The 16,032-nt window shown below is 36.3% G+C and carries 4 protein-coding genes; all 4 read left to right on the top strand.

Annotated elements, in window-relative coordinates; all coding sequences use genetic code 11:
- Nucleotides 1-83: 83 nt before the first annotated feature.
- The 4 genes from cmk to MJQ71_RS11330 all read left to right on the top strand — a co-directional run bounded on the left by cmk (nt 84) and on the right by MJQ71_RS11330 (nt 15,913).
- Entirely contained in the window at nt 84-776 is a 693-nt protein-coding gene (cmk, locus tag MJQ71_RS11345) for a (d)CMP kinase (RefSeq protein WP_238806734.1), read from the top strand.
- A gap of 54 nt (nt 777-830) precedes the next feature.
- Nucleotides 831-1,895 carry an NAD(P)/FAD-dependent oxidoreductase gene (locus tag MJQ71_RS11340; protein WP_238806733.1) on the top strand — a complete coding sequence of 355 codons (1,065 nt, stop codon included), beginning with the start codon at nt 831-833 and terminating at the stop codon, nt 1,893-1,895.
- Between the two features lie 78 nt (nt 1,896-1,973).
- The gene (locus MJQ71_RS11335; protein WP_238806732.1) at nt 1,974-4,286 is read left to right on the top strand and encodes a BamA/TamA family outer membrane protein; all 2,313 of its coding nucleotides are present in this window, start codon (nt 1,974-1,976) and stop codon (nt 4,284-4,286) included.
- 380 nt (nt 4,287-4,666) lie between these two features.
- Complete coding sequence (locus MJQ71_RS11330; RefSeq protein ID WP_238806731.1) at nt 4,667-15,913, top strand: SdrD B-like domain-containing protein; 11,247 nt, start codon at nt 4,667-4,669, stop codon at nt 15,911-15,913.
- Nucleotides 15,914-16,032: the final 119 nt, after the last annotated feature.

Genomic DNA, 16,032 nt, shown 5'->3' with positions numbered 1-16,032 from the left:
GAAGTAAAAATATCTGCTTTTGAGGAACATCCTCATTGTTTCTTCGGCAAATTAGGATTTTCTTTGCAAAAAAATAAATTTTGATGCAAAAGATTACCATTGCCGTTGACGGCTATTCGAGTTGTGGAAAAAGTACAACAGCAAAGAAAGTTGCTGCAAGATTGGGCTACAGTTATATTGATACTGGAGCGATGTATCGTGCGGTGACATTGTATTTTTACCAACATTTGGTTACAATTACCAACGAAAAGGACGTTGCAAAAGCTCTTGATAATATCCAAATTGAATTTCGTCGTAATCCAAATGATGGTCGAAACGAAACCTATTTGAATGGACTCAATGTAGAAGATGAAATTAGGAAGTTATATATTGCCAACCAAGTAAGTGAGGTGAGTGCCATTGCCGAAGTGCGACATGCAATGGTGGCTCAACAGCGTAAAATGGGCAAGAAAAAAGGAGTTGTTATGGATGGGCGTGACATCGGAACGGTTGTTTTTCCTGATGCTGAACTCAAAATTTTTATGACAGCCGACCCAATTATTCGAGCCAATCGTCGGCAAATTGAACTTAATGAAAGAGGCGATTTAGTTGATATTGAAGAGATTATCGATAATATCAAAAAAAGAGATTTGCTTGATACAACCCGAAAAGAAAGTCCACTTCGCAAAGCTGAGGATGCCATTGATGTAGATACTTCATATATGACGCTCGATGAACAAGTAGAAATGGTTTGTATTTTGGCTGATGAAGCTTTGAGTCGAGCGATTAGAAAATAAGTTTTATACCGTAGCTGTAAGGTTTTTGAAACCTTGCAGAACTGACCGATTTTTATGAAACAACTTGATTACATTATTGTAGGACAAGGCATTGCTGGTTCTTTTTTGGCTTATCAATTAATGAGGGCAGACAAAAAAGTATTGGTCTTGAATGACGAAACACTTCCTACTTCATCGCAAGTTGCTGGGGGAATTTTTAACCCGATTACAGGTAAAAATCTGGATAAAACTTGGCTGGCTGACCAAATTTTTCCTTATTTAAAATCTTTTTATTCGTCACTCGAAAACGAGTTTCATACCAAGTTTTATCACGAAACAAACTTGTATCGCCCTTTTGCAAATGAACAACAACAAAAGCACTTTTTAAGACTTACCGACGAATATGATTTGGGTAATTATATTAAAATTGTTCAGTCCGATAATGTTGATTATCAGCAAGTTGTCAATGATTTAGGCGGACTTTATACTTCTTCGGCTGGTTGGGTAAATGTGCCAAAAATGTTAGAGATTTTGCGTGATTTTTTCAAGAATAAAGAAAGTTATCAGGCACAAAAAATAGATAATTGTCAATTACAAATTTCCGAAAACAGTATTGTTTACAAAGCTTTTCAAGCTAAAAGAATCATATTTTGCGAAGGATATTACTCTTTACAAAATCCACTTTTTAATTGGATTCCATTCAATCCAGCCAAAGGAGAAACACTTTTAGCTGATGTAGAATCGTATAATATTTCAGAAATAGTGAATCAAGGTTTTTGGATTATTCCGCTTGGAAATGATAAATGTCGCTTTGGTTCAACCTATATTTGGGACAGACTTGACTGGGAACCCAGCGAAAGTAGCAAAGAATTAATTTCATCGAAAATTAGCAAATTTCTTACCTTACCTTACAAAATTACGGGTCAAGAAGCAGGAATTCGACCAACTACAAAAGATAGACGACCATTCATAGGCAACCATCCGCTCCATAAAAACGTATATATTTTCAACGGACTAGGCACGAAGGGAGTTTCTCTCGCTCCTTACTTTGCTGAAAAAATGCTTGATTTTTTAGAATCCGATAAAGTTTTAATGTCCGAAGCTAACATTGAGCGTTTTTATTCGTTATATTCGTTGTAAGATTCTTATCAATATTTGATACTCAATTTGTTAAAAATTCCATCGACTGTCATTGACTATCGACTATTTATAAAAGGCATGAAAAATTTGTTTACTCTTCCTCGAATAGCCACAGGATTCGGCTTAATGCTTGCATTAGGCTTCAATGAGGTATCGGCACAAAGCTACTTTTCGTCCACTCAAGAAGAGTTTGGAAAAAACCGTATTCAATATAAAAGATTTGAATGGGTAACGATTCGGAGTAATAATTTTGAATTTAATTATTACAGAAGTGGCGATAAAATTGCTCAAAATGCTGCGAAAATAGCCGAAGGAGAATATGATCGAATCACTGAATTGTTGGGTTACACGCCGTTTACGACTATGAAAATATTTCTGTATAATTCTCCCAAAGAATTAGAGCAGAGTAATATTGGGCTAACTGCTCCGATTGATTTGGATGGAAGTATTTTGAACCTAGCAAAATCGAGGGTACAAATTGCTTATACAGGCAACGAAGAAGAATTTAAAGGGCAGTTGATTCAGCAAATTGCTCGTTTGTTTGTCTATGACATGCTTTATGGTGGAAGTTTGAAAGAGGTTTTGCAAAGTTCATTGTTGTTAACTGTTCCTCAATGGTATATGTCGGGTATTTCGGCATACATTTCGGGCGATAACGAAAATCCACTCATTCTTGATAGAATGCGAACGACAATCCTGAAAAATAAAGATAAAAAAATTGAGACTTTACAAGGCAAAGATGCTGAAATTATAGGACAATCAATCTGGAATTACATTGCGGTACGATATGGAAAAGACAATATTTCAAATATTTTAAATTTAACTCGTATTATTCGCACCGAAGAGTCAAGCATAACTAGTACTTTGGGGATTTCGTATAGTCGTTTTATTAGAGAATGGAAAGATTATTATATCAATAGCCTCTATGCGAATAATGAAGAAAAAACTGAAGATTTATCAAAAAAAGCGAATACTTCGCCTTCAGTTGAAATAGTTGAGACGAAGGAAAAAATGGTACTCGGTGTGGGTGAAGTTGATACCGACAACTACGAATTTGATGCTGAAAATATTATTAAATCACTTGCATCAGAAACAGCTAAAGCGAAAGGTGAGCCTATTGATAAAACGATTCCGAAGTCTGGTAGATTTAAAGAAACTTTGAAAATAAGAGGGCCAATAGCCTACGAAAACATCGTGATTGCTAATGATGTAAAATCGGAGTTTTTAATGGACCCTGTACGCAGAATGGGTATGAAAAATACCTTAGTAATGAATGATTTACTGGAAAACCATAGTATCAAACTTGGTTTATTTATTACACCCGTATTACGAAACCATGATGTTTTTTTAGGATATAATAATAATGTACGCAGAATCGATTGGGGAATTGATATTCAAAGACGTTCAATTTCGTTAAGCGAATTGGACAATAGAAGTTTGTATTTGTTTCGTCCACTAAATATCAATACACCACAAGCAACGGTTTTGAGTATTGATAGGCGACTATACTACAATAAATTTGCAGCCTTTGCGGCATATCCAATTAGCCCCAATTTACGAGTTACAGTATCACCGAATTTGACCTCAACATCTGATATTGATATTTCTGATTTAGGTAGAAAGAGTCTCCAATCAATTTATTTGGGTATGCGTGGCGAAATAGTTTATGATAATACAACGCCACTTTTTAGCAAAGTTTTGGTAGGTACACGAGTTAAAATACGTTTAGACCGAACTTATAGTTTAAAATCAAGCAGCGAAAATTTCAGCCGATTAGTGATTGATGCTCGTCATTATCAAAAGATATTAGGAAGTCTAATTTTTGCTTCTCGAATTTCATACAGTCGTTCATTAGGTAAATCTCCAAAAGTAACCATTTTGGGTGGAGTTGAAAATTCTGTTAATCGGAGTATTGAACCTACAAATGGACAAGGAGTGGGAGTACCAAGAGATTTACGAGATATTCTTTTCTATGATTTTGCAGGAAATTTAAGAGGTTTTAACTTCGCAAAATTATTCGGCACAAGTCATTTGTTAACTAATTTTGAGCTTCGTCTGCCTTTGGCCCAATATGTTTCTAAGGGGTCGCTTACGTCTAACTTTCTTCGTAATTTACAATTTGTTGGATTTACAGATATTGGTACAGCTTGGTATGGAAATAAAGGACCGTTTAATCGTCAAAATAGTTTGAATACTGAAATTATTGGCGGTGGGCAAAACCCATTTAGAGCAACAGTAACTAACTTCAAAAATCCTTTTTTGGTTGGCTACGGATTGGGTGTCAGAACCACTCTTTTAGGTTATTTTGTAAAAGCAGATTATGCTTGGGGGCTTGAGGATAAAACGGTTGGTCCAGCAAAATTATACTTATCATTAGGCTATGATTTTTAATAAAAACGTGAATATTTTAAACCATCGTTTTTTCAAGTGAATAGATAAATATAAATATTTTTTTTAAAAAATCATTTTTTTTGCAACAGAAAAACATTCATTTATTAGTGGATGTTTTTCTGTTTTTAGCCCTTTTGGCACAGTTTTAGCCACAAAACTATTAACCTTCGTTCATTTTTCCTCATCTCTGTTTTTTGACAGATAATTCCATTCAATCACTTCATTTTTTATTGAACGGTTATACTAATCACTTTTGGCACAGTTTTAGATGTAATTTTCAATGAATATAGTATTATACTCCATCATATAACTAATTGATGATTTAGAAAATCAATTTCTTGGAAGAGTATAATAATACGAATTATTAAAAATACTTGCAGATGAAATACAATTTTACAAAAGGTGAGGTCAAAGAACAAGGGCTATCACAGATACAAAAACCAAACAAAAGCACTAAAGTGTTGGGGTTTGTGCAGAAAATTGTTGTGGCGGTTAGTCGATTTTTAAAACAAAAAAACAATCAAAACTTATCTGTTATTGCTATTGAAAATAGTGATAAAAGGAAAGATGCTGCGTCGTTTGCATTAAAAAATAATCTACAAGAATATTATATTGAAGAAACATCTTCACAAATAAATACGAATAGAGAGAATTACGTGCCTGATTTAGTGTCAAATCAAGAATTAACCATGAATAGCCTATCCCTTAACGGTAACTCAACAGTCAAAGTATACCACTTAGGTAGTAGTTTTGACAAAAAATTGCAGCGATGGAATACGTCATTTTCTCCAATTCCGATAAATGACGGTAAAGAACAAATTGAGAAAAAAGATTTACCCAAAAAAACGTTCTTTTTTAAGGGATTTGCATCAGCATTTTTGCTGATGTTTTTTGGCGTTTTAGGTGCTTTTGCCCAAACAACTGCTATTGATTTATCACTCAAGAAGTTTATTAATAATTCAGCACCTAGCCTAAACGGAACAGTAAAATATAATTTATGGTTAAAAAATTCAGGACCAAATACAGCCAATACAATTGTTGTACAAGATGTATTTCCAATAGGAGGGGCGGTTCTTAATAGCCATAATGGCGGTTCAAACTTTGTTTATAATGCTTCAACAGGTATTGGGCTTTGGAATGTCCCATCGCTTGCGGTAGGCGATTCGGTTGGATTAGAAATAACAGCAACCGTCATTCAACAAGGAGTTTTCTTTAATATTGCTGAAGTAAAATCAGTAGGGGCGGGGCAAGAAGATGTTGATTCAACACCAAATAATACAGTACTTACAGAAGATGATATAGCTGCCAGTTGTTTTTCAGTTCCACTTTATTGGTATCCAGGAGAAGAATATACGGTTTCTGTTCCTGCACCTTATAAATATGGAACGACTATCAAATGGTTTAATGGATTAACCGAGATTATTAATGGCTCAAATATAGCAGTTGTAAATGCAGATACCTCGTTGACAATTAAAGCTCCTGGGTCTTTTTCTTTCTCAACAAATATTTCAAGTTGTCCAGCACAAGGCTGTTGTGCCGTTCAAGTGATCGAAGGCCCTTACGGAAGTATTGGCGATTTCGTTTGGAATGATTCAAATAATAATGGACTACAAGATGGTTCAGAATCTGGTATTGGAGGTGTAATTATTGAATTGTACGCATCTTCAGATATTGGTTTGCCTATCGGTAGTGCATTGAAGAAAGATACAACCGATTCGCAAGGAAAATATTTGTTTTCTAAATTACTTGCTGGCAATTACGTTGTAAAAGTTATAACAAGTAGCATTCCTGCAAATACACAATTATCATCGAAACAGGATGTTGGTTCTAACGATTTGATTGATAGTGATTTTAACGCAAGTACAGGTTTATCGGATAAAATAGTAATAGATCCACTTAATGATACGAAGAAAGATATTTTAACTGTTGATGGTGGTATTTATAATCCATTGGGTTCAATTGGCGATTTCGTTTGGAAAGACTTGAATAACAATGGTATTCAAGATTCAGGCGAAAATGGAGTTGAAGGAGTAAAAATGGAATTGTACGCTTCTGATGTATCAGGAAATCCAGTGGGTAGTGTTTTTAGTACTGCTACAACTAATGTTAGTGGTTTTTATTCATTCAATAATTTACCAAAAGGTGATTATGTAGTAAAAATTATTACATCAACTTTACCTGCAACTTATGCTTTATCGGCGAAAGAAAACATCGGTGATGATGCAAAAGATAACGATTTTAATGCCACAACGGGATATTCACCAAAAGTGAGTATTGACCCATTATCATCAACATTGAAAGATATTACGACCGTTGATGCAGCAATTTATTTACCATCAGTTTGTGCAGAATTGGTTGTAACTACTACCGATGGAGATATTTGTTCGGGTGATACCACCTATATTATTGGAACGATTTCGGGCGGAGGAAAAGCAAAATGGTATTTAACTCCAACTGGAGGAATTTCTTTCGCAACAACAAATACTGCTACTCCTTATGCGGTATTTCCAACAACAACAACTGTTTATTATGCTGAAATTGAAAATGCACAGCAAGGGTGTGCAAATACACGTCAGCCAGTTGTAGTAGTTGTCAATGCAAGGCCATCAACGCCAACGTGTGCTGGTGCTGTTGAGGATTGTGAAGGCAAAACGATAAATTTGAATAATTATACAATTAACGGTATCACAACACCAGGTGGTGTTTTTGAATGGCATACTGGAGCGAAATCTAGTTCAGCACTTGTGACGAATGCCTCTTCGGTAGGTACAGGAACGTACTATCTATTTGAAAAATCAGGTGCAGGTTGTTATAGCAATCCAAGTATATTAAAAGTTACATTGAAAAAATGTGATAAACTTGTTGATTTGAACTTGGCCAAAACAGTAGATAATTCTAGTCCAAATGTAGGCGATAACATATTATTCACGATAAAAGTTAGTAATAATGGACCAGATGCTGCCACCAATGTTGAAGTAACTGATTTGTTGCCAACGGGATTACAGTTTGTTTCTAGTTCATTTTTTACTAATAGTAATGGTGTATTGACCTCAACAATTTCAAATGTTGCGGCAAATCAAACACTTACTTTAACATATACAGTTAAGGTAGCAAGTGCTAATTCTTTGGTAAACTTTGCTCAAATAACTAAAGTAACCGAAAAAGATAGTGACTCAACACCAGGTAATGGTACAACAAGTGACGAAGATGATGACGATAAAATAACGATTACACCAAAACAAGTTGAGGTAATTGCTGATTTAAGTTTGAATAAAATTGTTAGTAATTCAACGCCTACAAAAGACGACCAAATAGTATATTACATAGAAGTTAAAAATAATAGTATTTCAAATGCAACAAATGTTGAAATAACAGATATTATTCCATCAGGTTTACAAATTGTTAGTTCAACAGGTGCTGATATGATTACTACAATAGGTAATAAAATTGTAGCAAAATACAATCAAATTGTTGCTGGTCAAACAGTTACTTTAGCAATTGTTACGAAGGTAACTGCTGCAAGTGGGACTATTAAAAACTGGGCTGAAATAACAAAATCCGACCAAAATGATTCCAATTCGACTCCTAATAATGGAGTTGATAAAAATGAAGACGATGATGATGATGCAGATATTACAATTAAACAGGCTGTTTGTAGTCCAATTACACCACTAATAGCCTGTTCAAATCCATATATATGTTTGGGTGAAAGTGTTTCAGTGGAAGCAATCGGGTGTAATGGAACAATTGTTTGGTCTGATGGTCAAACAGGAAATTCGATAACTGTAACTCCAACCGTAACTACTTCATATACAGCACAATGTAAAGTCAATGATAACTGTATTAGTCCAAAATCAAATTCGGTTCAAGTTGTAGTAAATGTGATTGCTGCTCCTTTAGTTACATCGAGTTCATCATCAAATGTAATCTGTAATGGAGGAAGTATTACTTTAACTGCCAACAATTGTACAGGAAATGTAACTTGGTCAACAGGTGCAACTACGGCATCAATCACTGTTTCGCCAACTGCTTTAACATCATATTCTGCATCTTGTAAAAAAGGTAACTGCCAAAGCGGGAAATCAAATGTAATTACAATTACAGTCGGAACGCCTAGTAATCCGCCTTCTATTGCTGTAAATAAGAGTTCAATTTGTGTTGGACAATCAGTTACATTAACGGCAAGTAATTGTAGCGGAACTGTTGTTTGGTCAAATGGTTCTTCTGGTGTAAGTATTACTTTATCTCCGATTGCAACAGGTACATATTCAGCAGTTTGTAAAGTAGGTGAATGCTCAAGTAATGCCTCTACAACAACAACTGTAACAGTATCATCAGTTGACACACCAACAATTACGGCAAGTAAAGGAAATATCTGTGGAGGTGAAATAGTTACATTATCTGCTAGTTTATGTAATGGAACATTATTGTGGTCAACTGGAGCAACTACTAATTCAATAACAGTTGGGCCTTCAGCGACAACAACATACGAAGCAAAATGTAGCAATGGTGAATGTGTAGCGATTTCGTCAAAAGTAATTACAGTTACACCAAAACCAGTAGCTCCGATAGTTACCTGCGGAAAAGAGAGAATTTGTTCGGGCGAATCACTTACATTCACTGCACATGGTTGTGAAGGCACAGTAACATGGAGTACAGGAGCGAGTGGCTCAACAATGGTTGTAACGCCAACAACGACAACAACATATACGGCAGTTTGTACAGTAAATGGCTGTTCGAGCGATGCGTCAAAATCAGCAACGATAACTGTACTAAATCAGACAACCCCAATAATTACAGCCTCAAGCGAGACTGTTTGTAGCGGAGGTTCAGTAACACTTACAGCAAGTAATTGTGCAGGAGATTTGTTATGGAATACAGGGGCAACGAGTACAAGTTTGAGTGTTACATTAACAACAGCAACAACATATACGGTTAAATGTATCGTAGAAACGTGTGAAAGTTCTGCCACGAAAACAATTAATATTGGTACAGGAACTTTCCCAAATGTACCTGTCATTACTGCAAATAGCATATCTCTTTGTGGAAATGAAAAAGCTACCTTGACGGCAAGTTGTTCATCAAGTTCAATCAAATGGAGTACTGGAGAAACAGTCTCAAGTATTTTGGTTGGTGCAGGTGTTTATACTGCCAAATGTGTGAATGCTTGTGGTGAAAGTGCAAATTCAAATGAAATTCAGATAAAAGTGGGTACAATTCCTGTAAGTCCAGTGGTTGTTACTTCACAAGATATTATTTGTGAAACGCAAACAGCCACGTTAACTGCATCGGGTTGCTTTGGTACGGTAAAATGGAACACAGGAGTAACAACTACTGCCATTACAGCATCGGTAGCGGGAACTTATTCTGCAATCTGTTTTAATGCTTGTGGAGAAAGTACCAAATCTAATAATATTATAATTAAGAAAATACAAGGAGCAGTACCAACGATAACTGCCCTTAACGAAACTATTTGCACAGGAAGTTCAACAACGCTTTCTGCTACTAATTGTTCTGGCTCATTATTATGGAGTACTGGTGCAACAACATCAGCCATAACTGTAACATTGACTTCAACAACAACTTATGAGTCAAAATGTGTCGAACAATGCGGTGGTTCTGCTACTAAAACAATTACTGTGATTAGTAATGAAGGACAAACGCCAACGATAAGTGCCAATAAAAATTCGGTATGTATTGGAGAATCAGTAACATTGACGGCTTCTAATTGTAGTGGTCAACTAAAATGGTCAACTGGAGATACAGGTTCATCAATTACTGTTATACCAACGGCTTCTACTAATTATGAAGTAGTATGTACAGCTAATGGATGTACAGGAAGTGGTTCAAAAGTGATTACTATTGCCCCAAAACCAGTAGCTCCGATAGTTACCTGCGGAAAAGAGAGAATTTGTTCGGGCGAATCACTAACATTTACGGCACATGGTTGTGAAGGCACAGTAACATGGAGTACAGGAGCGAGTGGCTCAACGATGGTTGTAACGCCAACAACAACAACAACATATACGGCTGTATGTACGGTAAATGGCTGTTCGAGCGATGCGTCAAAATCAGCAACGATAACGGTACTAAATCAGACAACCCCAATAATTACAGCCTCAAGCGAGACTGTTTGTAGCGGAGGCTCAGTAACACTTACAGTAAGTAATTGTACAGGAGATTTGTTATGGAATACAGGAGCAACGAGTACAAGTTTGAGTGTTACATTAACAACAGCAACAACATATACGGTTAAATGTATCGTGGAAACGTGTGAAAGTTCGGCCACGAAAACAATTAATATTGGAACAGGAAATACGCAAAATGCACCTACTATTAGTGCAAATAAAGTAAATATATGTGGAAACGAAACCGCAACATTGACAGCCACGGGTTGCGATGGTGCTTCAGTGAAATGGAGTAACGGTTCTACTGGACAATCAATTTCGGTTAGTTTGGGCACATATTCTGCTATTTGTAATGGAGTTTGTGGAGTAAGTACTAATTCAAATACTATAGTAATACAATCCGGTGGAGGAGCTGCTCCAACAATTACTGCATCGAAAACGGCAATTTGTGAACCAAGCCAAGTTACTTTAACAGCCGCAGGTTGTAGTGGAACTGTAATTTGGTTGAATACATTTACTGGAACAAATATTACAGTTAATGTTTCAGTGACGACCACATTTAGTGCATCTTGTAAAACAAGTGATTGTGAAAGTGCAAAATCTAACGAAATAACCGTAACGGTAGGTAAACCAAATAAGCCAACTATTACGGCTAACAAAGGAACAGTTTGTGCGGGTGATGCTGTCATTTTATCTTCAACAGGTTGTGAGGGTACAACTGTATGGTCAAATGGACTTACTGGCTCTTCAATCACAGTAAACCCAACAAACACAACTGAATATACAGCCGTTTGTAAATTACCTCAAGGTGGATGTACAAGCGACCAGTCGAGCGTGGTGACTGTTAATGTAATAACAAAGGCAGAATCACCTGTAATTTCGTGTTCAGCTTCAAGAATTTGTAAAGGAGATACACTTACGCTTAATGCTTTAGGATGCAGTGGCTCAATCCTTTGGTCGAATGGGCAAACAACGCCATCAATCAACGTAAATCCTGAAGTAACAACAATTTATACGGCTATTTGTAAAGTGGGTTCTTGTGAATCTGCTCCATCAGCCGCAGCAACTATCAATGTTGGAGCTCCAATTCCACCAGTAGTTACTTGTAAAAATACGCAAATTTGTAGCGGTACAAGTACACAAATCGAAGCGGCGGGCTGTACAGGTATAGTTAAATGGTCTGATGGACAAATCGGTGCAACCATTACAGTTTCACCTACGAGTATTACGAGTTACACAGCTATTTGTGATGGTGGAAGATGCCAAAGTGAAAAATCGAATACAATAACTGTTCAAGTAACTGGCTTAGGTTTAACCAAACCAACAACACGAGATTTAGTAAATATTTGTCCTTACACAAGTGTTGACTTAACGACTGGTGTAACCAGCCAAATTTCATCACAAGGTGGTTTGTTTGTATTCCGTACAGGAATTACATCAAGTTCACCTCAAGTAAATACCCCTTCTGCTGTCGGAACAGGCACATATTATGTGTTCGAGAAAGCAGGGAATGGTTGTTTCAGCGAAGGAAGTAAAATTAATGTCAACATTACTACTTGTGGACCCGTTGAACCATCTTGTACAACAAATCCTGCAATAGCAAAAGCTGGTAAAGATACAACAGTATGTTTGAGTGCAGATTTCTATACTTTACAAGGACAAATTGGTGGTTCGGCTACAAGTGCGAAATGGACAACAACGGGAAGTGGCACATTTGAAAATGCCCTAAGTTTAAATACGAAATATAATTATTCAAATGCAGATGTCGTAAATGGTAGTGTAACATTTACTCTCACAACCAATGACCCTGATGATAATGGCACTTGTATTGCAGCAGTTTCTAGCTTTAAAGTAACAATCAATGGCGTGAAAACATTACCATTGATTGAATCGAACAAATCTCCTAATATCTGTTTCGGCGACTCAGTAGTGTTAACCGTAAAAGACGCAGGAATTTACAAATGGAGTACTGGTGACACCACAAAAAGTATAATAGTAAAAACACCTGGTAGATATACAGTAAAATTAGTCAATGCAAGTGGTTGTTCTTCACTTAGTTCAAATGAAATAGTTGTTAAATTAGGAGAAGTAATTGCTGCTCCAACGGTTAACGCATTAGTCAAAAACAATTGCCCATCAACAACAGTAAATTTGAGCGGTGCAATCACTAGCCAGCCAAAATCAACTGGAGGGGTATTTGAGTTCCATACAGGAAATTCACCGAATTCGCCAATGCTCGCAAACGCTACTGCCGTTGGTGCTGGAACATATTACGCAATGGAAAAAAGTACAATTGGTTGTTACAGTCCAAGTGTGCCAATCATTGTTGCGATTGACCAATGTAACATAACAGTTGATTCATCGAAAATTGATGTTGAAGTCGTAATCGTTGGCTCACGTGTAGAGCTGAAAGTTGGAGACCCAATTACTTACACGATTACCGTTAAAAATAACAGTACAAAAACAGCCACAAATGTGAATGTTGTAAACGTATTACCTAAAGGTTTTACAATTACTTCATCAACACCTGGTTTTACAGCTTTCGGAACAGATTCATTAATAAGTGTGATTGGTAGTTTGCCAGGCGGTGGTACAAAAACATATACTTATGACGCTAAAATAACTAAAGCTGGAAAAGTAATCAATACTGCTAAAATTACAAAACTCGACCAAGTTGACCCAATCACAAGTAATAATATAAGTCAATGGACGGTTGAATGTAAGGTTTGTCAAGAAACCTGTGTTGGATTAGCATTGGCTGCCGATACCACTCGCCAAGCAAATGGTAGTTATAACATTACATTCAGAGCATTAATTGAATCTTGTGGGAATGTTAAACTCGAAGGAGTTAAGATTACTGAAAACCTATCGGCAATGTTCCCACTTCCAACAACATTCACCATCGTTCAAAAACCGACGGCTGGCGTTGGAAGCTTGTTACAAACAAATGATAGTTTCAATGGCTCAACCGACCTAAACTTAACAATTCCTGAAGGAAGTGTTGTTGAAGCAGCAAAAACAGATACCATCAAATTTGTCGTCAATATTGTTCCGAATGGTAAAGAAGGGCCATTCTCAACAAACGCATCGGTTCAGGCTGTTGGAAATACAATTTTTGGAATATTACAAGACGTTTCTGACGAATCTAACAATGGAAAAATAGTGGATAAGCCAAGTGCAGAGCCAACGGTTGTTCGTCTTTATAAATCGCCAAGTATTGGACTTGCAAAAATTGTGTTAGATACGACCAAAAAATCTAACGGTTCATTTGATGTTACTTACCAATTACTTGTAAAAAATAATGGCTCATTGACATTAAATGATGTAATCGTTAGAGATACGTTGTCGAAAGTATTCAAAGCACCAGCAACATTCACTGTAATTGGAGCTCCAAGTAAAAATGCTGGTAGTCAATTCTCTCTGAATAGTGCTTTCAATGGTACTTCTGATAGTCGATTAACTTTAGCTGGCAGTATGTTAGCCGTAGGAAAAACCGATACTTTGAAATTTGTAGTCAATGTGCAACCTGATACAGTCGTACTTTTTGCTAATACAGCAGTTGTTTCTGGTTCAGGAACGCTCACTAGCGGAACAACCGAAAATGTGACCGATTTATCAAATGCAGGTCTAAATCCTGATGTGCCAGGTAGCAATCCAACTAACCTTAATTTAGGCTCAGATGCTGGAAGCTCAATAGAAGTACCATGCGTAGGAATCGCACTTTATGTAAAAGATACTTTGAAACAAGCCGATGGTAGTTACAATGTCATTTACAACGCAATTATTAAAAATTGTGGTAATTTAGAATTATCAAATATTCAAATCTGTGATACTTTGGCGAGAACGTTTATTTCGCCAGCAGTTGCAACACTTGTCAATAAACCAACAGTAAGTGCGGGTAGCTTATTAAAAATAGATACAACTTATAATGGCGTTTCAAAAACTTGTATGTTGTTATCTACTAGTAAAATATCGCCTAATAAAGTTGATACATTGCAATGGGTTGTCAATGTAAAATTAAATGGAAACAAAGGCCCTTATAGAAATTCAGTAATAGTAACGGCAACCACGCCAAGTGGACAAGTTATTAGCGATGCTTCCAATGCAGGAATCGATCCAAGTGCTACTGGAAGTACGCCGACAGTGATAAACTTTAATAGTTTACCTGACGCTCTCATCGGTATTTCTAAGAGTGCAACTGAGCCAGTATTAGTTGAAGGAACAACCAATACTTATGACGTAACGTTTACATTTAAAGTGAAAAATTATGGCAAGATAGCTTTTACGGGTGTTCAAGTTCAAGATAACTTATCAGTTTCATTTGGAGATAGCGTAAAAATTGACTCTGTACATGTGAAAGCAGACGCTGGTTTTAAAGTTGATTCAACGTTTACAGGGCGAGGAAGTTTGATAAATCTATTGGTTGACTCCTTGAGTACATTACCTGTCAATACAACTAGAAATATCACTTTATTTACTCGTTTAACTAAGTCGGCTACAAGAAGTAATTTTGAAAATCAGGCCTTTGCTGTTGGTAAATATCCAAATAATAAATCTGTTGATGATATTTCGGCAACAGGAAATGACCCAGACCCAGACGCCAATGGTACACCAAATGATAATAGTCTTGTAACACCAGTTAAATTAGGTACAGATGGGCCAATCACACCAACATTCTATACTACACTCGGCATTGCGAAAGAAGCAATACTTGATTCGACTACGAATGCAGATGGAAGTTATAATGTAACCTATAATGTCGTAATCAAAAATTACAGTACACGTACTTTAACAAATATACAATTAACAGATAGTTTAGCTTTTGTTTTTGCTGATAGTGCCGAGTTCGTTCTTACAGAAAAACCAATTTTGAGTAAAAATAGCAAGTTGATGTTAGATAGTACATTCAATGGAAAACTCAACTCAACAATGCTTATCGCTGATAGTAGTTCTTTAGCTGTCGGAGCAAGTGATACATTGACATTCAAAATTAGATTATTGAGTGCTAAGGAAGGTGATGCCACGTATTCGAACACTATAACCGCTTCTGCAAAAGATAGCACTGCCTTCATAAAAGATATTTCTCAAACTGGTTTAGACCCAGACCCAGATGACGATAACAATCCAGGCAATAACAATTTGCCAACTGTCATCACAATCAAAGGGAAAACGGCAGTAGTTGATACAACAAATTATGGTAAAATTCCACAAGCATTCTCACCGAATGGCGATGGAAATAACGACAAATTTATTATCAAAGGTATCAACGGAAATGACAATGTTGTTGCAGAAATTTCAATCTATAATAGATGGGGACAACTGGTCTATCAAAATGCAGACTTTGGGAAAGTTGATGGATGGAATGGTGACGCAAACAATGGTTTATTAATTGGAAGTAAAGGAATTGGAGTACCAGATGGAACTTATTTCATCTATGTAAAAGCAGCAGGATTTTGGGGCGATAAACCTAAAATTGATTTCATAACTATTGCTAGATAATAAGCAAAAAAGAATCTTCCCGAAGTACTTTTCAGTCAACGGATGTTTTTCGGGAAGATGTTACAAACAGAGTTAAAAGTTGAGATTTATTTAAAGTATAACTAATTGATAATCAACTG

Source organism: Emticicia aquatica, assembly GCF_923079645.1.
In the GTDB taxonomy this organism is placed as follows: domain Bacteria; phylum Bacteroidota; class Bacteroidia; order Cytophagales; family Spirosomataceae; genus Emticicia; species Emticicia aquatica.
Note: the sequence above shows the minus strand (reverse complement) of the source record. Positions and strands in the feature narration are given on the sequence as shown.

Coding starts and splice junctions, on each gene's coding strand:
- MJQ71_RS11330 (WP_238806731.1), top strand. CDS start 4,667: ATGAAATACAATTTTACAAAAGGTGAGGTCAAAGAACAAGGGCTATCA.
- MJQ71_RS11340 (WP_238806733.1), top strand. CDS start 831: ATGAAACAACTTGATTACATTATTGTAGGACAAGGCATTGCTGGTTCT.
- cmk (WP_238806734.1), top strand. CDS start 84: ATGCAAAAGATTACCATTGCCGTTGACGGCTATTCGAGTTGTGGAAAA.
- MJQ71_RS11335 (WP_238806732.1), top strand. CDS start 1,974: ATGAAAAATTTGTTTACTCTTCCTCGAATAGCCACAGGATTCGGCTTA.